This window comes from Saprospiraceae bacterium, assembly GCA_016709995.1.
Taxonomy (GTDB): Bacteria; Bacteroidota; Bacteroidia; order Chitinophagales; family Saprospiraceae; genus JADJLQ01.
Genome location: JADJLQ010000001.1, coordinates 884,487 through 905,262, shown reverse-complemented (window position 1 = coordinate 905,262; position 20,776 = coordinate 884,487). Strand labels below are relative to the sequence as shown.

Here is a 20,776-nt window from a genome sequence, read left to right as displayed (position 1 = left end):
TTACAATGAATGAGCATTTTTTATCTGAACTTCAGTCAGAACTGCAATCACTGCAGTCAAACAATTTATATAAAAAAGAGCGCATCATCACCAGCCCTCAGGGCCCTGTGATCCTAACAGCAGCAGCCGGCGAGGTCATCAATTTTTGTGCTAACAATTACCTGGGCCTATCCAGTCATCCTGAAGTCATACAGGCTGCCAAAGCGACGATAGACTCCCACGGGTATGGCATGTCCTCTGTTAGATTTATCTGTGGCACACAGGATATTCACAAACAGCTGGAGCAGAAGATTGCCGATTTCTTGGGGATGGAGGATGCTATACTCTATGCAGCGGCATTTGATGCCAACGGCGGTGTCTTCGAGCCCTTACTTGGTGAGCAGGATGCCATCATTTCAGACGAACTCAATCATGCCAGTATCATCGATGGAGTCCGATTGTGTAAAGCCAATCGCTATCGGTATAAACACAATGACATGGATGATCTTGAGGTCCAGTTAAAAGCTGCCTCCCAACACCGAAGAGTCCTGGTAGTCACTGACGGAGCCTTTTCGATGGATGGCACTATCGCTCAGCTCGATAAGATTTGTGATCTGACTGAAAAATATAACGCCCTGGTCATGATAGACGAATGTCATGCGACGGGTTTTATGGGTCCTACCGGCAGAGGCACTCATGAATACAGAAAGGTGATGGGGCGAATAGATATCATCACCGGCACTTTTGGTAAGGCCCTGGGTGGAGCCAGCGGTGGATTTACAGCTGCCCGCAAAGAAGTCGTAGAAATATTGCGGCAGCGATCAAGACCCTATTTATTTTCTAATACCCTTGCGCCTTCCATTGTAGGAGGATCCTTAAAAGTACTAGAGTTGTTAAATGCTTCTACGGCTTTACGGGACAGGCTGGAACAGCATACGAAGTATTTTAGAGCAGCCATGACCCAAGCAGGCTTTGACATCATACCCGGCACACATCCCATCGTGCCTATCATGTTGTATGAAGCCGAGATCGCTCAAAGGTTTGCCGCCGAGCTCCTGGCCGAAGGCATCTACGTGATAGGATTTTTCTTTCCGGTGGTGCCCAAAGGCAAAGCCAGGATACGGGTACAAATATCTGCTGCCCATGAGCAGGAGCATCTGGACAAGGCTGTGCGGGCGTTTACAAAGGTGGGGAGGGTTTTAGGAGTGATTCAGTGAGTGTATTCGATGACTTTGGGCTGGAGGCTCTGGATCAACATATGAAGCTAATATGGATAGATTGATAGTCATCTTTCAACCTGCGACAAATGTAATTGGAAATATAAGGTTTCCCCAACTATAAGGCCAGCATTGATTTTAGGTGCTGTTAGCGGATGTCCTTCTGTCTACCTATAATTGGAGTTGTATGTCGTCTTCTTAGATGAATACAGTTATGGCATATTCAATTAGGACTAATCTATTGTCTGTATTTTCTTACCAATTTATCCCAATCCGATAGCTTGCCTACAACAGGAACAATGGCGTTCATTATAGCCATAGCAAATGCAGGTTGAGGAGTTGAAAATTCTTTCAGTCCAAGTCTGGGACAGATATAATCGGTTCCTCATAAAGTTGTTTGAATAATTGTTTCACAATTTTAGAACGAAGCTTTGTGGTCTTTAAGCGACTTCACTTTAGGTTTGATAAATAATCTTGCAATAGCTGCAAACATCGTGAATATGGTGCCCGCTGCACCTGCAAACTTGTATTGTCCGGGAATTTGCTTGAGCAAATAGTCAAAATCAACTAACATCTGAAAACCCGGTTTATTGGGATTAGCTTGACTGTTTATTATTTCAAACCCCTGCACCAAGACATATTCAATGTCAAGTGCAGGTTTATATGTCGCTCTGAACTTTGTCTCTCTGTCAAGTGGATTTGAAAAGGTGTGTGCCGTGTTTGCTGAAACATTAAAACTTTGTCCTTCTTCAAGAACAATTTTCTTGCCTTTAGCCGAAAGTTCAAGTTTTCCTTCAATAACTTCAAAAATTTCATCTTGCAATGGATGAATGTGTGGCGGTGGACCATCTTTTCCAGCTGGAATAGTGCAGATAATTTCCGTAAAAGCACCTTGAGTGTCTTTACTTGTCTTTACAAAGGTGATTGTTTCACCAGTTGATTTTTCTGTTATGGATTTCATATTACCTTTATTTATTTTTGTGTTTAATATTAATTGCTTCTAACTTCCGGTTTAGTCGTCTATTCGATACAATTTGAACTTGGCCACCGTCGACTAGCAATACGCATAACGGTAAATTGTATGAGTAGTGTCAGATAGCGTGGTACATTCCTGTCTCACCGCTACGCAGTTTGAACGGGCTGCAAACCTTGATATGTAGACACTTTCTGCTATTACTTAACAAAATGTTGGTGGTTCGTTTTTATTCTACTATTAAATATCCATTCGTCTCTTCTACATATTTAGTAATGCATTGGCCATCCTGATACAATTCGACAATACTAAAGAAATCATCATCAATTGCACCAATTTCTAACCAAGTTTCCATAAAAATAGCATATCCACCTGGCCCAATATCCTTTTCACCAATTGTTTCACTTGAACTATTTTTGACTGATAAATGGATTTGCTTCTCACTCATGTTTGAAACAAGAAATCGCTCATTTCTATAAAATTGATTTTTATTTCTCGAAACCAAACCTTCACAACTTATCTGCCTGAATGAATTTAGGTTTAAACTTTTATACAATTGATGCAGACGACCAGCGTCGTAATTATGACGAATGACTTTTATCCTTCCTAATAATTCCATTGTAACACCTCTGTGAAACATAGTAGTCAATGTCATTTCTGAAGTTTTTGCCCAATAATTAAGTACCCTTTTTTTGTAGTTTTCATCGGTAATAAAAAAGTGGTAACGCTTTTCAATTGAAGGAGAATCTGCTTTAGCTATCCATAAACAATTAGACATTAGAAAATCTATGTTACCATAGAAAAAGTTTTTTAATGGTTCCTCTGTATAGTCATTATAAATAATTGACTTAATTAATTCCTTTGCGATCTTTATGATAGTTTGATATTTAGAGGAAATTAGCTCTTCTTTTTCTATCAATTTATTAATGTTTTCAGTGTTTAGTCTCAGTAATTGGTTCCTAAACAATAGGTTACCTAACATTTTATCATTGTAATAATCCTTGATTGTTACCTCTTCGTTAATTATTTTTCTTGTCAGCGAATCATTTATATAATAAATCTCAATAGCATCACTGGTCGCCTTAATATTCTGTATCAAATCTTCTTCTACTTTATCAAGTAAAACTTCCAATTCAGCATTTCTGATTCTTTCCTGATTCCAGTTGTTTAATTGCACTGCAATGAGGATTCCAATTACCACAAGGATAATTTCTCCAATTGCGTAAATAATATATCTTTTCAAGCTTCCTTCATCTAAAATTTTTCGCCTTATTTTTCGAAAGAACTTTATCATAGGATTTTCTTATTGTTTAATTTTTGAATGACGCATAACATTTATAAAAGTATCCGACAGCCCACAAAAGAAGGGCTATGCTCCTCGTTACTTTTATTGGGCCGTCGGTATACTTTTATGTTGACCGACAAGCAGGAGGTAGTATCTAAGGTGTAAAGTATGGATGCATGATGTAGCTTAAGGTGGTGAGTTGTTATCATTTTTATTGGGTGTTGATGGGTTGTAGGCAATTTTAATTCATTTGAATGTTAAATTTATGATTTTTTACCTTGTAATTTACGTATTTGAATACAATTTTTGATTTTTAGAAATAGATTGCACTAGCAAGCTGCCTTGCATAGTAGAGGTGTTGCTCTGGTCATCTTCTCGCCAATTATGAATCATCTTTAAAACACACTGCAACCAAGATCAGTGACAATTTTTGACATTGAGGGCACTGGTTATACCATATGTTATTCCAATTATAGTCGGAATTGTCAAGGTTGCACGGTCGTCCTACGCTTGCCTGTAACACAAAGGAATGTTGAATGAATTCCCTCATGCTGCGTCCAAAAATAAGCAATTCTTTCAAAGTGGGATTCATCAACATTCCAAGTTGAACGAAGCCGCTATCCTGGCAAAGAAAATCTCAATTAGTCCAGTAAAGGGTAAGTGTGATAAGAGTGAATGGTGGTTTAAAACGATTTTGACCCCTTACGGAAGGATAAATATGATGGCTTGCATAGCAAAAAATATGTAGCTGAATCATGTGGTGCAAAAGTTAGTCGTATTGATCTTCTTTTATGCATTCGAATGGATGAAATGTTTGTGTGATGGAATAGGAATAGCATGAGCACCAGGTGATTGCATCATATTATTCTGAAAATTGGGTTTAATATCTGGATTCATTGGAGGAGGAGCTTTAAGAAAATCTAAAGAAATAAATTTAAAAATGTAATTATTGTCAGGTATTACGATTTCCATGTAAAGCTGATCAGAGCCACATTGATCACACTTGAAGGCGGATTGCTTGCATAGCTGAGTAATGATTTGAAATAAAGTCCTCACAGTATCAGACTCTCTCCGTAAAGCATCGGGAATAGTATGAGTGCATTTAAATGAATGGTGATGAAGACCATACTTTCTGGTTTTTTGAAAATGAGGGGGAGTACATGTTCTAGTATCTGATGAATAGCGGGAATAGGATCGAGTTCTTTAAACGCTTTGGGGGCAGGGCAGCCAGACAGCTGATTTTTGTAATCATTATACAGAATGATTACTTTATGATTGTCTTTGAGGTATTGTAATCTATTATTGGAAATGGCCACGCGATTAATATATCGGGCAAGATATTTTTCGATTACAATAGTATTCATGGTAGGGTGAGTACTGTGTACTACCCATCTTATTTTTGAACTTCATGGAGTATATCATCTATGGGTAAGTGATAATTTATTTTATGAGTATGATAAAGCAATAAGAACTCTTGAATAAAAATATTTTTATAGGTGCTACAGATCGTGCGATACCGCTCGATTTTATCACTGAATTTCGGAAACCTCCATTGGTTGGTGTGTACATCTCCGCAGGATGCTTTGCATAATCCGCCAAAGGTGACCAAAGCGTGGACATGAATATGATACTTCATGTCTGATCCAAATGTATGGAGTATTGAAGTCATGCCAGGCGTAGCACAGTATTTGGCCATAATTGATTTTACAGTTAGCCATGCGACACGAAGGATAAGTGAATACATAATAGACTCATTGTTGCGAGCAAGTCCATTGAGCTGATGAGGTAACGTAAAAACGGAATGGATATATGGTACTTGTAGTAAAGTATTGCTGAGCTTATCCAGCCACTGTTCACGCTTGATGCTTTGACAGATCATGCAGTGACTATGACCACAGCTATGATAAACAAAATGTTTATGACCACAATCTTTGCAAATAAATACATGACCACCTAAAGCAGGCGTTTTGCATACCCGAATCGCGCGTATGAGTTTTATTTGTTGAATCGAAGGTTTGTAGATGCGGATATACTCTTCACCATGGTCTCTGAAAAGAGCACCTATGCTATTGGTGTTGGAATACCCCGATTTGGTTGATAACGGATCTGTAGAGAGTCGATTGGGTGTTTGATATATCGATGCCTTTCTACACATAATCCAATGTAGCGAATGGTGGTACGCAGATTTTTATGCCCCATTTGCTCCTGTAGGAATACTAAATCTGTGCCACCTTCGAGATGATGGGTTGCATAACAGTTTCGTAGTGAGTGTATAGAACATTTCTTGTTTATATGTGCCAACTTTTTACTTTGTGCCATGGTAAGCTGTACAGATCTGGGAGAGTAAGGCTTTCCCTTGTGAATACCATTAAATAAATATTTTATGGGTTTTACTTTTTATAATAATCTCGTAGAAGATCAATGAGTACAGGGGCACCAATATAAATCGATCTTTATTGCCCTTGCCTTTATTTACTCGTATCTGTAATCTATTACTGTCAATGTCTTCAAAACATACATTAATAGATTCGCTGAGTCTCATGCCTGTGGTATAAATGAAGGTGAGTAATACCTGTTGTTTATAGGTAGGGGCATTCTCAATGATTTTGACTACATCTTCTTTGGATAATATAGTGGGTAGTTTCTTCTCTTTGCGCGGTCTAGGTATTTTTTTAATATTCCAGGGCATTAAGATTATATTCTTATAAAATTTTGAATAGAAGAATAGTCACTGTTCACGGTCTGCCAGTCAAGACCTAGAGCATATCGATGTAATATATATTCTTTAGCTATGTCGTCAGTTAACTCTTCGTTGGGATGATGATCATGACAGTATCGAAGATAATAATGCACTATTTGATAATAGGTCTTGATAGTCCGGGGGCTAAAATTTTTAAGAATCATAAAATTCTTGTACTCTAGTAAATGCGAATCATACAATATCATAGAATATAGATTTAGTGATTGAATTCATTGATTCAAATGTAAATACTATGACGAGTATGTTGATGAAAAAAGCGATGATGAAACAGACTTTAGCAAAAGGGTTTGTTCAACGGTTTGGCAGTGCGGCGTGCACGATAGGAGGTTGACGTCATGTACATTGTTATGTGCATTCTTTCTTATATTTTTCGTCAAAGAAATTGAAACCTAAGTGATAAAACTGAGGATGCATAAAACCAATTTTATCCGATAATTCAATGGCTTCTATTAATCTTTTCTGTTCTTCATGAGATAGTTTGTCAAATATTGCTGGTGATATAAATCCATTTTCAAATTTCATTTTACCATTAGGCTACAGGTTACGGATCTCAAATCATTAGGTGTGTTCTAAATCATCTAAATATTTCATTGCCTTTTTGGGTTGGAATACAAGCATATAATATGTGGTATTATTTTCTGTTGGTGAACTGTTAAGTATACATGTTCCTACTTTACATTTGGATCATAAAATTATAAAATAGTATCAAGTAAAATTTTGGAGACATAACTGATGTGCAAGCAATCGGAATTTGATAATCTACAGTATGTACAAAATTCTTAGATCTCTTAAATTACTTGTTTTAATATGTTGTTTGTAAAGTTCTATGTTCTTCAAGTTCATCTACAGCCGCTTGACTTCAGTAATTCCACTTTGTTGTATCAGCTAAGTTCAGGTGATTGAATAAGGCTGTTGAAATGATTTTACTTGTTCTATTTTCGATGATAGTTCTCGCTGCAGCTCTTAGCATAATAGAAATTTATGTTCATATCTGTGATATCGACAGGATTATTTTAATCTTTTGGAACAAATGTATCGTGTTTATCACAAAATCCAAAGAAATGTTGATGCTGCTCCTTTTCCAACCTTTTTAAAATTCAAAAGGGTTTTATCCATCCTTGAAGACACCATGTTTCATCCATTCAAATTCGATAATCTTAAACTCCGTTTCTTTGAGTAAGCTTTCTTTATTTTGCCTTCACACTGGTTTGTCCGTGAAGAAGCATCTTTAGTTCTCCCGTTTTCAAGTCTGTTGCCCTTCTAAATTCTTCAAACATCTTTTGAAAGTGTTCCAGCATATTTTCCTTTTGATTGCATATAACATTTATAAAAGTATCCGACAGCCCACAAAAAAGGGCTATGCTCCACGTTACTCTTATAGGGCTGTCGGTATACTTTTATGTTGACCGACAAGCAGGTGGTAGTATCTAAGGTGTAAAGTATGGATGCATGATGTAGCTTAAGGTGGTGAGTTGTTATCATTTTTATTGGGGTTGATGGGTTGTAGACAATTTTAATTCATTTGAATGTTAAATTTATGATTTTTTACCTTGTAATTTACGTATTTGATTACAATTTTTGATTTTTAGAAATAGATTGCACTAGCAAGCTGCCTTGCATATTAGAGGGTGTTGCTCTGGTCATCTTCTCGCCAATTATGAATCATCTTTAAAACACACTGCAACCAAGATCAGTGACAATTTTTTGACAATGAGGGCACTGGTTATACCATATGTTATTCTTTTCTAATAATCTCACATGCCAAGGGACTTTTACTTTTGCAGGATGATAAGGGAGATTTAAATAGTAAGAAATCTCTTCGATATTAGCTTTACGATTTCTATTACTGAGATAACCATAACTGCGGATTTTAGTAAAATATTTAGGTAAAATATGTTGTTCAAACCTGCGGATAAACTCATTAGCCCCGAGTTCCATTTCTTTCACTTGACCCTCTGCTGTATAGTCTTTATAATCAAATGTTACAGTATCAGAATTAATATCGATTTTTTTGATTCTATTGTTAGTGATGGCTACCTTATGTGTATACCTTCCGAGATATTCGATGACTTGTTGAGGCCCACCGAACGGTTTTTTGCATAGACCACCCAATCTTTAGAGTATAAGGGACTTATAAACTCCTGGATATCTAAGTGAAATGGCACTGTTACATCTTGGTTAGCAATTAACTTCTTCAATCCGTGCAGATATTTTGCTCTGAACACAATTGCCATAGCTTTTACCGGGAAAAGAAAATCATCCTTGTTTCGTACTGCGTTTTTCCATATCATTCCGTCTTTGGTTTTTATCATACCACCTCCACTAACTATGCAATGAAGATGGGGATGAAAGCTAAGTTGCTGTCCCCAGGTATGCAAAACAGCCAGAATGCCAGGAATAGCCCCTAAATGCTTTGGGTTCTTTGCAAAATCAAGGAGTGTTTCGGCAGTCGCATCAAAGAGCAGCTTGTAAAGTACTTTACGATTACCCAATATTATACTATTTAGTTCATGTGGTAAAGTGAATACTATATGGTAGTAGCTAATCGGTAATAACTCACTTCTCCGATCATCAACCCACTGTTCTTTTTGCATCGAACCACAAGCAGGGCAGTGGCGGTTTCGGCAACTGTGGTACTGGTATTTTAATTTCATGCAGTCGTTATTGTTGCATTTATACAAGTGGTAGCCAAGTTGTGCAGTCCTGCAACTCTTAAGTTGGTTGAGGACATGCTCGACATGAGGATTTTTGAATGAGTATGATATTTATTTAATATGGACTGAACAGTGGCTACCTTTGGGCTGGTAGCAGTATTCATGGCGTTTGGTCGGGCTTTTTATTAATATGGGAGATCATTGCATCAAACGGATTCATGATTTGATTTAGACGCTTACTACTCAAATGTAGGTATTGAGTAGTTTGAGATAGATGACTATGGCCCATCATCTCCTGTACGACTTGCAAATCTGCACCGTTATCTACCAGATGTGTAGCGAAACTATGCCTTAGTGTATGAACCGTATAATTTTTACCTCCTAATCCGATTTTTGCTAATGTCTTTTGAAGAATAACCTGAATAGACCGAACTGAATATTTGCTAGCAGTTCTATAGCCATTAAATAAATAATTAACAGGTTTGTAATATAAATAATACGTTCGAAGCTGGTCCAAAACTAATGGTGATAAGGGTACAAATCTGTCTTTTTTTCCTTTTCCATTCACAATTTTTATCCGCATGAGCTTACTGTCTATATCGATAAGTTTAAGGTTGGTAATTTCACTCACACGCATTCCTGTACTGTATAAAAGAATGATCAACGTTTTGTGTTTAACATTTTTATTGTGGAAATAACATTAAAAACTTCCTGTTCTTCCATAACAGGAGGCAGCTTGTGACTATGAGCCGCAAATAATATACTTGGTATTTTGTAAGGTTTATTCTGAACTTGCCTGAAAAGAAAGCAAAACTATTGGCTGCCATTTTTGATTTGACCCTGCTACAACCCTAGCGTTTTATTCAGATAAATGAGATAATTAAGCGAGTCTTCATAGGTAATTTGAGACGGCCTGACATCTCCATAATAGCTAAAAGGTATCGAAGTTCACTTAAATAACTTCGAATGGTTCCGGGGCCATATTCACCTAGATTTAAAAGGTCTTTGGTGCGTTGCAATGCATTGATTGCATACTGCGATAAAGTTTTTTTTCTTGCATAATATTAAATTTTAGCTTAACAAGATAAGCCAAAATTTAAGGCAAAACCCGTTGCGAAGCAATGTTGGTTCAACATTTGTGTTTACGAATGTTTACTGCGTATATTTCCTTATATCCACGCATCTCTTCCCTCTTATGCATCCCAACCATATAATTTACTATTCATTGATTTTCAGTATATTACTCTTACTTTAGCGGTTTTAAACGGTAATATCCATTTACCCTCCCATATTGATACATTTTTCAGAAGTGGTGCCCACATTTCAGAGTTTTATCTAAGGATATCTATCACTAATGTTCTAGCCAAATCGGTTCCCCTCTTCTTTAAAACTATTTCCAGCTCATCCTTATACATCACCAATCCCCCTTTTAAAGTACACGTTTTAACCTTTATATTAAAATATTCATTTGGCTGTTCATGAAATTCGAAATATAAAAATAGGTCATAATCCAGATTCTTGCAAAACTTAATTAATTCAAGATCCAAAAGTTCGCCATAGTCAATCCAAGATCGCAAAAGCAGACCATGCTATCAGTTACTAGCTCTATTCCAAATCAGATATTTACCCTGATCGGTCTTAAATACCAGGGCACCTTCATGAAAGAGATACCGGTTGAGTCGTATATATTGAGCCTGGCCGGCGGGACGGACATACATGATCTGATCTTTGGTATACCAATGTCCTTGGACATCTAATTCGCGTCGGGAGTTAGAGCTCCAGGTAGAACCGCCGCCTGCACTGGCTTTTTCCTGGATAAAGGTGCCATCCGCATTTATTGTGAGAAAATAAATCATAGCTAAACTTGCGGCATTGTCACCAAAGCCTGAGTTCATCACCTCCTGTTGTGACCAATGACCTATCACTGCCGGGTCCCTTTCAAAGCCATCATGGGGTGCAGTGACCTTTGCAGTGACCGTTGGCTGCTGGATGGCGGCATTTGATTGATTGGACTCCAAACCCATCCTGGTAAAGCTTGCTTTTAAAGGAGTGACGCCCAGCAGCAGCATATCCATGGTCAAGACATTCCTATCCAGCATGGCTTTAAATGTGCCAAGCTGCAAGCCGGTATTTTTAATCAATAATTCTCCTTCAAAATGGGTAGAAGATTTGAATTGACCTTTGATATCATATTCGTTGGAGGTTTCGACATAGGTCCCACTGATTTGTTCTCCAGTTAATATAATATTGACAGTAGTGGGATCACCATTTACGGTTCCCTGGTAGGCGCCTGCCAATCCCTGGCTCAGACATAAGCCATACCCACAGATACCGAAAAGAAAATATATCAGTCGCATAGATCAAATCAGTTTTGGTTATCAAATCGTTGATCTTCCTTTTCTGCCATTTGCACAATCTTTTTTATAATCGTTATCATCGCAATAAACAATAAGTATATCGGGCAAAAAATAAAGAATAACCATCGGTAACTGCCGGCTTCGTCCATGCGGAGGCCACTAAATCTTTGTGCAAGTAAAATAAATGCAAATATCAACCCTGCAAATCCAGCCAACGAATAGATCCAATAATATGGACCTTGATCGATCGCCAGTCCTATCATCACATTGTACAGGATATATAGCAGCAAAAATGCGATGGCCAGGGTCCAGGCTATGCGTTGTTCCGCCTCAAATCCCCTACTGACCAAATAACTCAGGCAAAAAAGCACCAAAACAAGGAATGCCTGAAGAAAAGGGTTTTTAATTTTTTGTAAAAATTGTTGATACATAGAGCTGTCTTGCTTAATCAATGATATCGCCTATCAGATCATAGTCGTCTGCTTCGGTGATTCGTACGCTGACAAACTGACCAGCTGTCAACTTCAACTTCTTATTCAATATATGTATTTCCTGGTCTACTTCCGGGCTGTCCGCTTCAGATCTACCACTATAACCTGATTTTTCTTTTCGATCGATGATCACCCTCATCTCTCGGCCCACCATTTTAAGGTTATGCTCCAGGGAGATTTCTCTTTGGATTTCCATCAATTTATTTTGGCGCGCTATTTTGACGGATTCCGGGATATCATCTTCCAGTTTGTACGCGCTGGTATCTTCTTCATGAGAATAGGTGAACACCCCTAAACGATCAAATTTGTATTCTCTGATAAACTGGCATAATTCTTCAAAATCCGCTTCACTTTCGCCGGGAAATCCAACCAGCATCGTCGTCCTCAGGGTGATGCCCGGTACTTTGGCCCGAATCGTATTGACCAGATCAATGGTTTCTTGTTTGGTGATTTGGCGCTTCATCATGGCGAGCATCCGGTCGCTGGCATGCTGTAGGGGCATATCCAAATATTTACAAACAACAGGGTTTTGGGCGATCGAATCCAGAATCTCGACAGGAAACTTAGAAGGATAAGCATAGTGTAGCCGGATCCACTCAATCCCATTCACTTCGCTCAGTGCATTCAACAATTCGGGGAGTTTCCTTTTTTTGTAAATATCCAACCCATAGTAAGTCAATTCCTGGGCGATCAATATCAATTCCTTGACGCCCCTGTCTGCTAAAAAGGTGGCTTCATGCACCAGGCTTTCTATGGTTCTGCTTACATGTTTGCCTCGCATCAAAGGGATAGCACAAAAACTGCAGGTACGGTTACACCCCTCGGAGATCTTGAGATAAGCAAAATGAGCAGGTGTAGTGATCATCCGCTCACCGATGAGTTCCTTTTTATAATCCGCTTTCAAAGAAGCCAATAATGCCGGCATATCCATGGTGCCAAACCAGGCATCCACTTCCGGGATCTCCTGCTGCAGTTCATTTTTATATCGCTGAGATAGACAGCCGGTGACCAATAGCCGGTCTACTTTGCCCTCGTTTTTAGCCTCCGCATACTGCAAAATCGTATCGATTGATTCTTTTTTGGCATTTTCTATAAATCCACAGGTATTGATGATCACTATATTGGCATCAGAAGCCGAGGCATCATGGTCGACATCATACTGATTGTGCCTCAGTTGGGTGATTAGATTTTCGCTATCGACTGTATTTTTTGAACACCCCAATGTAATGACATGCACTTTATTTTGCTGATGGCCCTTTGATCTCACTATCTTGTAATAAATTTATACAAAAGTAAAGCTTACCTAAGGCAATTCTTAATATTTTTTACCGTTTGATACTTTGAGCTCTATGTCCAGAATCTTTATCATCATCGCTGTGTTCTGCAGTTTTCGGGGTTATAGTCAATTTGGTTTTAAGGCGGTAAGTACTTTTCCTAAGAATAGAATCGCACAAATCTCGACCGGTAATAAATTATTTCCTTTCATCTCCGGGGTGGGCGTCGACTATTGGTTTAGGTTGAAAAATTATCGGCTAGAGTTTTTACCTGCAGTGCATTTTCAATACGGCCACGAGCGCCTGGATCTGGATCAGAATATTGAAGGTGTGCTCAACTGGTCTGTGATAGATTTCGTGCCCTCTGTTCAATTTTATCCACTTGATTTTTTCAATGATTGTTCGTGCCCTACTTTTTCTAAACAAGGAGAGTTTTTAAAAAAAGGGCTATTCATCAATATTACTCCTGGTGTAGCCCTGAGCAGGCTGAGTAGTAAACAAACCTCGATCAACGCAGTCAACGAAACGATCTTATTTGGCAGAGCCGGTGTCGGACTCGACATAGGCTTATCTAATTTGCTGACGATATCTCCCTCTGTGAGCTACCAGTTGAGTCAACGGCTGGATTGGAGTGACCTCTTTGTGACCACGACATCCAACACCTTAAATATCTATTCCGGAGTCTTTGTGAGCCTCAGGGTGGGCATGCGCCTGGACAAAAAGAATTATTAAAGGGCTTCCGTGTAAGCCGGGGCACCTTTCAACACTTTTTCTTCGATGAGCCTTAGGAATGTCTTCAACCCTTCGTCATACGATGGGTCTAACTTATAGCGGATATTTTGAGCAAAGTAATTGACCAGGTCACAGCCCTCAGGCCCGTTCCATTGAGATACCTGGGTCGGAATGGACTCTACGCCTGAACTCAGAGCCTCGTTAAACGCCTTAAGGAAATCAAGATCCGTTTCTTCCCTGGCCAACCAAACGGCATATACAAACGGCAAGCCAGTCATTGATTGCCATGCCTCGCCCAGATCATATACATAAGGATATTTATGTTTGACCTTCAATGCCCGATCACCTATAATCAAACCAGCTTCCGCACCACTCAGGTTTTGTTCATATCCTGCACTTGCCTGGACAAAATTTGGTCGGATATGCCAGTATTCCTGGCTTAAAAGTCGCACCAGCATCACAGAGGTCCGGGATTGGTAGTCCAGATAAATCGTTTTAATTCCCTCCAAAGGCACCTGTGAAAACAAACAAACACTGGATACCGGACCATCACTGGCAATGCCATAATCCGATATTCGCTCAAAAGGCTGGCCTATCAAAGCACCCACCGGAACCAAAGAGATATCTACCTCATGCTCTAAATATAAAGAGGCACACTTTGCCGGGGAACACTCTATTAATTCGATTAGATCGCAAATCGGATGTGATCTAATGCCTTCAATAAATGGTTTGGTATTGAGGTAATTGACTATAGCTACTTTGTACTTTTCAGGCATCTAATTTTCTATCACAGGTAAAGCAAAATAAGATCTAAGTCGACCGGCTGCAATCGGTTCATTCCATTCTTTTACGACATTATACAGGGTATCTCTTTCTACTGCCTTTCTGCCTGCTTTTTGGATGAGCTGAACCAGCTCTTCTGTAGTCATAGCTGGGTTTTGTTCTTCAGCACCTGCCATCGAGTAAATTTTAGTCGTATCGTCTATAGTCCCGTCGATATCATCTACCCCATAGGACAAAGATAATTGCGCCATATCTCTACCCAGCATAGGCCAATAGCTCTTGATGTGATCAAAATTGTCCAGATACAACCTGCTCACTGCATAATTCTTCATATCCTCCAAAGAGGTCACTTCGGGAACATGAGACATCTGATTCTCCTTGTTTCTAAATTTTAAAGGAATATAGGTTTGAAATCCACCTGTCTCGTCTTGTAAACTTCTAAGCCGGTCCATATGGTCTATACGATGAGTATAAGTCTCGATATGACCGTATAGGATGGTTGCATTAGACCGGCCTCCCAGTTGATGCCAGGCGCTGTGGATTTTGAGCCAATCTTCGGTGCCGCATTTATCAGCACAGATCTCGTTTCTCACATGATCGTCAAAGATCTCTGCTCCGCCACCAGGTAGTGAGTCTAGACCGGCAGATTTTAATGATGTTAGTCCTGCTTCAATGGATATTTTGGCCTTTTTGAAGATATAATACAATTCTACAGGCGTCAGTGATTTGATATGGAGATGTGGGTACTCCAATTTGATACTTTTAAATAAATCGATATAAAAATCCAAATCGTATTGTGGCAACACTCCCCCAACGATATGTACTTCCGTAATTGGTTTATCTTTTTGAGTCCTGAGAATATCCATCATTTGGTCCTTAGTATACTCCCAGCCTTGATTCCTTTCTTTGATCAGCCTGGAATAGGAACAAAATTTACAATCATAAATACATACATTAGTGGGTTCTATATGAATGTTACGATTAAAATAGGTTTTATCCTCATGTCGTTGCTCCCTGACCCAGTTTGCCATCGCAGCGGTCAAACCCAGTGGAGCTTCTTCATATAAGTACAGCGCATCAGCAGGTAACAGTCTTTTGCCTGCCTGGATCTTGTCCCAAATCAAGCCTTGCTCCTGATGATTTATCAATATCCCGATAGCAGATTCTTTCATGAACTATGCACTATTTAAGCACAAATTTACCCATAAGTTGGGATAAGATATTTAATAAAAGCAACCCTCTATGGAACAAAAAAGGCGCAACTTTAGATTGCGCCTTTTGTATTGCTGAATAGCTCAGAATATTTTTAGTTTTTATTGTAACTGGTCTCATTTTTTCCACCAGCTTCCAGCACTTCAAGTCTTTTCTTGAATTCGTTGGACAAATCAAATTCATTTTTTCTGGCATAAATCTCTTTAAGTGCGATCAGACAGTTTCTGTCGTTAGGATTTAAAGATTCAGCTTTATTAAATGAAGGTAAACTTTTGTCAAACATACCGAACACTTCCACTTTGATAGCTTCATACTTTTTGGTACCCTCTTTTGAGTAATCATCTGCCAATTTATTGAGTATAGCCGTCATCCTGGCAGCAACATTATAATGGAATGCACCTTGTCCATAATGAGCATCAGCATTGGTTGCATCCAATTCGCTGGCCTTCGTAAAATAGGATTCTGCATTCTGATAGTTGGTATTGCTAATGATAGAAGCCAGAATGGTATAAGTGCCATTTTTGTTTTCCATTATCATAGAATCTTTTTGGTACAAATTGTCATATACATTTCCAAGGGTAGTATATAAAGACACATTATTTGGTTCTTTGGTTATAGCAGCCTTTAATTTTTCAACTAAGGCTTCTAATTTTCCTAAACGAATGAAGTGATTGATCTCCTTAAACATTAAACCTACATCGTCCGGCATCTTTTTGCGCCCTTCTTCCAAAGCCATTTCTGCCGCTTTGTTGTCACCTGCATTTAAAGCGATCTCATATTGGTTTTCATAGATTCCACCATCCTGGTAGTCAGCAGCTATTAATTTGTCATTGTATACTTTGGCTTCAGCATATTTCTTTGCTTTCACAGCAGCGGCTGCGATGATAAACAACTGATTATTATAATCTTCAGGTTTATCCAATACGCTTACTTCACTGACTGATTTCAATTTATCATGAATGTCTAAGGAGGCAACAAAATTATTAAACGCACCTTCATAGTTGCCTACATTGTACAATTCATTGCCGGTGTTATTCAGATCGCCGGTGAGACCTTGCAGGCCTTTGATGGCATCCGCTTTTTCAAATTTTTTCTGTGCTAACTTTAGTGCTTCAGCATATGCCTGGTATGCAATATAAGAGGCAGGAAAATCAAGCGTACTTTTATATGCCGGATTTAAAAGCTTGGCTGTCTGATCTCTGGAAATGAAGCCAGCGTAGATCTGGCCTTTGGCCAATTGGGCACTCACATTAGATTTCATCGCTTCTGCTTGAAAGACCTGATCGATGATGCTTTTAGCTTCATCCAGGGATGCCCCTTTAGCTGTTTGTTCTACATTGAAGGTGTTAAACGCTTTGACAGCTTTTTTAATCATTTTTTCAGGATCTTCCTGAGAATAAATTATGGTGAAATTTACTAGAGCAAGTAAAGTCAACAAAAAGAATTTTTTCATTTTATGGTTTTGTTTATTTTAAATGTTAGACGAAGATAATCGATCTACAAAGTTTATAAAAAGTTAAAATTTAAAAAAAAATTCGTTAACAAATGAATTTTATTCAGTGGGATCTACTAAATCAGCTTCTGAAGCTGACTCATCCACTTCGTGATCTCCGGCTTCCAGGTTCGTTTCAGCGATATCATCAATAGGACTATCATTGGCTATCAGTGCACCATTTTCTTCCAATTCAAGTATCTCTTCCTGAGCCAACACAGCTACATCTGCTATCTCGTCATTATCATCTAGTCTGATGAGTCTGACACCCTGGGTGGCTCTTCCCATCACCCGCAAAGCCTCCATTTCCATTCTTATGGTGATGCCTTGTTTGGTCGTGATCATCAAATCGTCCTTGTCTGTGACCGCTTTTACAGACACCAGTGACCCTGTTTTGTCAGTAATATTGATGGTTTTAACTCCTTTACCACCCCGATTAGTGACCCTGTAATCCTCTAAAAGTGATCTTTTGCCACTGCCCAACTCAGAGACGGCCAGTATGGTGATATTTTTATCTTCAGGATCTACACAAATCATGCCTATGACTTCATCATTTTCTTCTGCCAGATCCATTCCTGTGACCCCGGCTGCATTTCTACCCATAGATCTTACCTTGGACTCATTGAATCTGATGGCCCTACCCTGTTTATTGGCGATGATGATTTCATGAGCGCCATTGGTCAATCGGGCTTCTAATAATTCATTTCCTTCATTGATGGTGATGGCATTGATACCAGAAGTGCGTGGACGGGAGAATTCTTCCAATAATGTCTTCTTAATGACCCCTTTTTTGGTACACAATACGATATAATGATTATTGATAAAGGTTTCGTCATTCAGATCTTTGATTGAGATATATGCCCGGATTTTATCTTCGGGCGGCAGCGATATGATGTTTTGAATAGCGCGACCAGTACCTGTTTTAGCGGCTTCTGGTATTTCGTATGTTCTCAGCCAATAACATTTGCCCAATTGGGTAAATAATAAGATGTAGGCATGCGTAGTAGCAGTGAAAAGATGCTCTATAAAGTCCTCATCCCGGGTGCTGCTACCTTTTGAACCACGGCCACCCCTTCCCTGGGATCGGTATTCGGTGACTTTGGTCCGTTTGACATAACCGAGGTGAGATATCGTGATGACCACTTCTTCATTAGGGATGATGTCTTCGATATTGATCTCACTTTCATTGATAGATATCTGGGTCCGCCTGGCATCACCATATCTTGATACGATCTCTAATAATTCTTCTTTGATAATCTCCTTTTGAATATTGACATCACCCAGGATTTCAAGATACCTGGTGATCATTTTTTGCAGCTCGTCATATTCGTCCTTTAACTTGGCACGCTCCAGGCCGGTTAATTGGCGAAGGGTCAATGCCAGTATGCCTTTGGCCTGGATCTCGCTCAAGGAAAAGCGAGCCATTAATTGGTCCCTGGCTTCATCAGGGGTAGCAGAGGCTCTGATCAGGTTGATCACTTCATCCAGGTGATCTATCGCGATCAGCAAACCTTCCAGGATATGGGACCTGTCCTGGGCTTTCTTAAGCAAAAAATTGGTCCTGCGTACGATGACTTCCAGCCTAAACTTGATAAATTCCTGGATGATTTGTTTTAGATTGAGTAGCCGGGGACGCCCATTGACCAACACTATATTATTTACACCAAAAGAGGATTGTAAAGGGGAGTATTTGTACAGTTGATTGAGTACGATCTGAGCGATAGCGTCCTTTTTTAGGGATACGACCAGCCTCATTTTGAGTTCGTCACGGGCGGACTCATCTCTAACATCATGGATGCCATCTATTTTCTCTTGTATGCGTAACTCATTGATCTTGGCGATCAGGGTTGATTTGCTAAGCTGGTAAGGAATCTCAGTGATAATAATCGCCTCATGACCATGCACTGTCTCAATCTCGGTTTTGCCACGGAGAATGATGCGTCCTCTGCCGGTTTCAAAAGCATCCTTAATCCCTTCCGTACCATATATAATGCCGGCTGTTGGAAAATCGGGGCCTTTGACATACTCCATTAATTCCGGGATAGTGATTTCCGGATTATCGAGGCTGGCAATGATCCCATTGACTACTTCTGTGAGATTATGGGGCGGCATATTAGTCGCCATACCAACTGCGATACCGGATGCACCATTTAAAAGCAAGTTGGGCACTTTCGATGGCAGCACAGATGGTTCGTCCAGAGAATCATCAAAATTGGGCCTAAAGTCCACCGTGTTTTTATCCAGATCTTCCAACATCTCTGAACTCATCCTGATCAGTCTGCCCTCCGTATATCGCATAGCCGCAGGACCATCACCATCCATACTACCATAATTGCCTTGTTTGTCTACCAGTGGATATCGTAAGGACCAGGGCTGGCCCATTCTGACCATGGCTTCATAAACAGATGAATCTCCATGAGGATGATATTTTCCTAAAACTTCACCGACGATACGAGCAGTCTTTTTAAATGGTTTGTTGTAGTCCAATCCCAAATCGGACATGGCGTACAAAATCCTTCTTTGTACCGGCTTCAGTCCATCACGCACATCTGGCAAAGCTCTGGATATAATCACCGACATCGAATAATCGATGTAGGCAGTTTTCATCTCTTCTTCGATATTTACAGATATAATCTTGTCTACTGCCATATAATTTTATAAAAGGAACGCAAAAATAGTAATAATTAATCAGAAATCATCAATATACTAAAAACAAATTACTATTTATAATAGAATGATTATCAATAACTTGACGAGCTTATTGTCGTAATTTTATTTAATTCTGCTCAGCCAGGTTTTTAAGCAGGCTAGTAGTAATGTATTTTTACCAAAAATTAACTAAAGTCCTATGATCAAGCCCTATTCCAATGACCAATCCAAAAAGCAACAGGTCAGGGAAATGTTTGATGGAATAGCACCTACCTACGATTTTCTTAATCGGTTTCTTTCGCTGGGTATTGATGTGTCGTGGCGAATAAAATCGCTCAAAATGCTCGAAGAGTATCCAATACATCATCTGCTGGATATAGCTACCGGTACCGGGGACTTTGCGTTGATGGCAGCTGATATTTTAAAGCCGGATCGGATCGTCGGACTGGACCTATCAGCGCAAATGTTAGAAATAGCAAAAAAAAAGAACAGAGCCAATATTGAGTTTATTCAAGGTGATTCAGAAGCTTTACCTTTCGAAGCAGGCTCTTTCGATGGGGCTATAGTTGCCTTTGGAGTTCGCAATTTTGAAAATTTAGGTGCCGGACTCAAAGAAATACATCGTGTACTGACCTCAGGAGCTCCATTTCTGGTACTTGAATTCAGCAGAATCGAGCGATTCCCAATGAAACAATTATTTTTCTTGTATTCACGTTATATACTGCCAGTGATCGGAAAACTATTCTCCATGGACTTCAACGCCTACCATTATTTGCACGAATCTATGCATGCTTTCCCTTCCGGTACAGAATTTGCTACTAAACTCCAGGAAGCTGGCTTTAAATTCGTCAAACTCAAACCATTTACCCTCGGCATATGTACTGCTTACCTCGCAGAAAAATAATTTTAGTCTCTGT

At 39.3% G+C, this 20,776-nt stretch carries 20 protein-coding genes; 3 read left to right on the top strand and 17 right to left on the bottom strand.

Annotated features, from left to right (window positions below; genetic code table 11):
- The first annotated feature begins 5 nt into the window (after positions 1–5).
- The gene (gene kbl, locus IPJ09_03780) at positions 6–1,196 is read left to right on the top strand and encodes a glycine C-acetyltransferase (GenBank protein MBK7370554.1); all 1,191 of its coding nucleotides are present in this window, start codon (positions 6–8) and stop codon (positions 1,194–1,196) included.
- 418 nt (positions 1,197–1,614) lie between these two features.
- On the opposite strand, the gene IPJ09_03775 is transcribed toward kbl, so the two are convergent.
- The 13 genes from IPJ09_03775 to rimO all read right to left on the bottom strand — a co-directional run bounded on the left by IPJ09_03775 (position 1,615) and on the right by rimO (position 12,984).
- Positions 1,615–2,157 (bottom strand): cupin domain-containing protein, encoded by a 543-nt coding sequence (locus IPJ09_03775; GenBank protein ID MBK7370553.1) that lies wholly within the window; start codon positions 2,155–2,157, stop codon positions 1,615–1,617.
- Between the two features lie 241 nt (positions 2,158–2,398).
- Complete coding sequence (locus tag IPJ09_03770; protein MBK7370552.1) at positions 2,399–3,463, bottom strand: hypothetical protein; 1,065 nt, start codon at positions 3,461–3,463, stop codon at positions 2,399–2,401.
- Between the two features lie 1,043 nt (positions 3,464–4,506).
- Entirely contained in the window at positions 4,507–4,818 is a 312-nt protein-coding gene (locus tag IPJ09_03765) for a transposase (protein ID MBK7370551.1), read from the bottom strand.
- 29 nt (positions 4,819–4,847) lie between these two features.
- Positions 4,848–5,609, bottom strand: coding sequence for a transposase zinc-binding domain-containing protein (locus IPJ09_03760; protein ID MBK7370550.1), 762 nt, complete (start codon positions 5,607–5,609; stop codon positions 4,848–4,850).
- Positions 5,516–5,773, bottom strand: a complete 258-nt coding sequence (locus IPJ09_03755) for a tyrosine-type recombinase/integrase (protein ID MBK7370549.1) — start codon at positions 5,771–5,773, stop codon at positions 5,516–5,518. The genes IPJ09_03760 and IPJ09_03755 overlap by 94 nt, the downstream gene beginning before the upstream one ends.
- Before the next feature lie 49 nt (positions 5,774–5,822).
- Complete coding sequence (locus tag IPJ09_03750) at positions 5,823–6,143, bottom strand: tyrosine-type recombinase/integrase (protein MBK7370548.1); 321 nt, start codon at positions 6,141–6,143, stop codon at positions 5,823–5,825.
- 5 nt (positions 6,144–6,148) lie between these two features.
- A complete protein-coding gene (locus IPJ09_03745) occupies positions 6,149–6,358 on the bottom strand; it encodes a phage integrase N-terminal SAM-like domain-containing protein (protein ID MBK7370547.1) in 210 nt (69 codons plus the stop codon).
- A gap of 1,525 nt (positions 6,359–7,883) precedes the next feature.
- The gene (locus IPJ09_03740; protein ID MBK7370546.1) at positions 7,884–8,327 is read right to left on the bottom strand and encodes a transposase; all 444 of its coding nucleotides are present in this window, start codon (positions 8,325–8,327) and stop codon (positions 7,884–7,886) included.
- Positions 8,249–8,869, bottom strand: coding sequence for a transposase (locus IPJ09_03735; protein ID MBK7370545.1), 621 nt, complete (start codon positions 8,867–8,869; stop codon positions 8,249–8,251). Before IPJ09_03735 ends, IPJ09_03740 begins: the two co-directional genes overlap by 79 nt.
- A 160-nt stretch (positions 8,870–9,029) precedes the next feature.
- The gene (locus IPJ09_03730; protein MBK7370544.1) at positions 9,030–9,533 is read right to left on the bottom strand and encodes a tyrosine-type recombinase/integrase; all 504 of its coding nucleotides are present in this window, start codon (positions 9,531–9,533) and stop codon (positions 9,030–9,032) included.
- 928 nt (positions 9,534–10,461) lie between these two features.
- Complete coding sequence (locus IPJ09_03725) at positions 10,462–11,226, bottom strand: hypothetical protein (protein ID MBK7370543.1); 765 nt, start codon at positions 11,224–11,226, stop codon at positions 10,462–10,464.
- A gap of 8 nt (positions 11,227–11,234) precedes the next feature.
- A complete protein-coding gene (locus IPJ09_03720; GenBank protein ID MBK7370542.1) occupies positions 11,235–11,657 on the bottom strand; it encodes a hypothetical protein in 423 nt (140 codons plus the stop codon).
- A gap of 13 nt (positions 11,658–11,670) precedes the next feature.
- Positions 11,671–12,984: a 30S ribosomal protein S12 methylthiotransferase RimO gene (gene rimO / locus IPJ09_03715; GenBank protein ID MBK7370541.1), complete on the bottom strand. Its 1,314-nt coding sequence runs from the start codon at positions 12,982–12,984 to the stop codon at positions 11,671–11,673.
- Positions 12,985–13,066: 82 nt separating this feature from the next.
- On the opposite strand from rimO, the gene IPJ09_03710 reads away from it, so the two are divergent.
- Positions 13,067–13,723 (top strand): hypothetical protein, encoded by a 657-nt coding sequence (locus IPJ09_03710; protein MBK7370540.1) that lies wholly within the window; start codon positions 13,067–13,069, stop codon positions 13,721–13,723.
- Here IPJ09_03710 and IPJ09_03705 read toward each other — a convergent pair.
- From IPJ09_03705 to gyrA, 4 genes are all read right to left on the bottom strand, one after another.
- Positions 13,720–14,499, bottom strand: coding sequence for a menaquinone biosynthesis protein (locus IPJ09_03705; protein ID MBK7370539.1), 780 nt, complete (start codon positions 14,497–14,499; stop codon positions 13,720–13,722). The genes IPJ09_03710 and IPJ09_03705 overlap by 4 nt on opposite strands.
- Entirely contained in the window at positions 14,500–15,678 is a 1,179-nt protein-coding gene (locus tag IPJ09_03700) for a CofH family radical SAM protein (protein MBK7370538.1), read from the bottom strand.
- Positions 15,679–15,812: 134 nt separating this feature from the next.
- On the bottom strand, positions 15,813–17,171 hold the full coding sequence (locus tag IPJ09_03695; GenBank protein ID MBK7370537.1) for a hypothetical protein: 1,359 nt from the start codon (positions 17,169–17,171) through the stop codon (positions 15,813–15,815).
- 99 nt (positions 17,172–17,270) lie between these two features.
- On the bottom strand, positions 17,271–19,859 hold the full coding sequence (gyrA, locus tag IPJ09_03690; GenBank protein ID MBK7370536.1) for a DNA gyrase subunit A: 2,589 nt from the start codon (positions 19,857–19,859) through the stop codon (positions 17,271–17,273).
- A gap of 199 nt (positions 19,860–20,058) precedes the next feature.
- On the opposite strand from gyrA, the gene ubiE reads away from it, so the two are divergent.
- Entirely contained in the window at positions 20,059–20,763 is a 705-nt protein-coding gene (gene ubiE, locus IPJ09_03685; protein ID MBK7370535.1) for a bifunctional demethylmenaquinone methyltransferase/2-methoxy-6-polyprenyl-1,4-benzoquinol methylase UbiE, read from the top strand.
- Positions 20,764–20,776: the final 13 nt, after the last annotated feature.

What these genes read in the sequence shown, in the direction of transcription:
- kbl (MBK7370554.1), top strand. Translation starts at nt 6, where the DNA reads ATGAATGAGCATTTTTTATCTGAACTTCAGTCAGAACTGCAATCACTG.
- IPJ09_03775 (MBK7370553.1), bottom strand. Translation starts at nt 2,157, where the DNA reads ATGAAATCCATAACAGAAAAATCAACTGGTGAAACAATCACCTTTGTA.
- IPJ09_03770 (MBK7370552.1), bottom strand. Translation starts at nt 3,463, where the DNA reads ATGATAAAGTTCTTTCGAAAAATAAGGCGAAAAATTTTAGATGAAGGA.
- IPJ09_03765 (MBK7370551.1), bottom strand. Translation starts at nt 4,818, where the DNA reads ATGAATACTATTGTAATCGAAAAATATCTTGCCCGATATATTAATCGC.
- IPJ09_03760 (MBK7370550.1), bottom strand. Translation starts at nt 5,609, where the DNA reads ATGTGTAGAAAGGCATCGATATATCAAACACCCAATCGACTCTCTACA.
- IPJ09_03755 (MBK7370549.1), bottom strand. Translation starts at nt 5,773, where the DNA reads ATGGCACAAAGTAAAAAGTTGGCACATATAAACAAGAAATGTTCTATA.
- IPJ09_03750 (MBK7370548.1), bottom strand. Translation starts at nt 6,143, where the DNA reads ATGCCCTGGAATATTAAAAAAATACCTAGACCGCGCAAAGAGAAGAAA.
- IPJ09_03745 (MBK7370547.1), bottom strand. Translation starts at nt 6,358, where the DNA reads ATGATTCTTAAAAATTTTAGCCCCCGGACTATCAAGACCTATTATCAA.
- IPJ09_03735 (MBK7370545.1), bottom strand. Translation starts at nt 8,869, where the DNA reads ATGAAATTAAAATACCAGTACCACAGTTGCCGAAACCGCCACTGCCCT.
- IPJ09_03725 (MBK7370543.1), bottom strand. Translation starts at nt 11,226, where the DNA reads ATGCGACTGATATATTTTCTTTTCGGTATCTGTGGGTATGGCTTATGT.
- IPJ09_03720 (MBK7370542.1), bottom strand. Translation starts at nt 11,657, where the DNA reads ATGTATCAACAATTTTTACAAAAAATTAAAAACCCTTTTCTTCAGGCA.
- IPJ09_03710 (MBK7370540.1), top strand. Translation starts at nt 13,067, where the DNA reads ATGTCCAGAATCTTTATCATCATCGCTGTGTTCTGCAGTTTTCGGGGT.
- IPJ09_03705 (MBK7370539.1), bottom strand. Translation starts at nt 14,499, where the DNA reads ATGCCTGAAAAGTACAAAGTAGCTATAGTCAATTACCTCAATACCAAA.
- IPJ09_03700 (MBK7370538.1), bottom strand. Translation starts at nt 15,678, where the DNA reads ATGAAAGAATCTGCTATCGGGATATTGATAAATCATCAGGAGCAAGGC.
- IPJ09_03695 (MBK7370537.1), bottom strand. Translation starts at nt 17,171, where the DNA reads ATGAAAAAATTCTTTTTGTTGACTTTACTTGCTCTAGTAAATTTCACC.
- gyrA (MBK7370536.1), bottom strand. Translation starts at nt 19,859, where the DNA reads ATGGCAGTAGACAAGATTATATCTGTAAATATCGAAGAAGAGATGAAA.
- ubiE (MBK7370535.1), top strand. Translation starts at nt 20,059, where the DNA reads ATGATCAAGCCCTATTCCAATGACCAATCCAAAAAGCAACAGGTCAGG.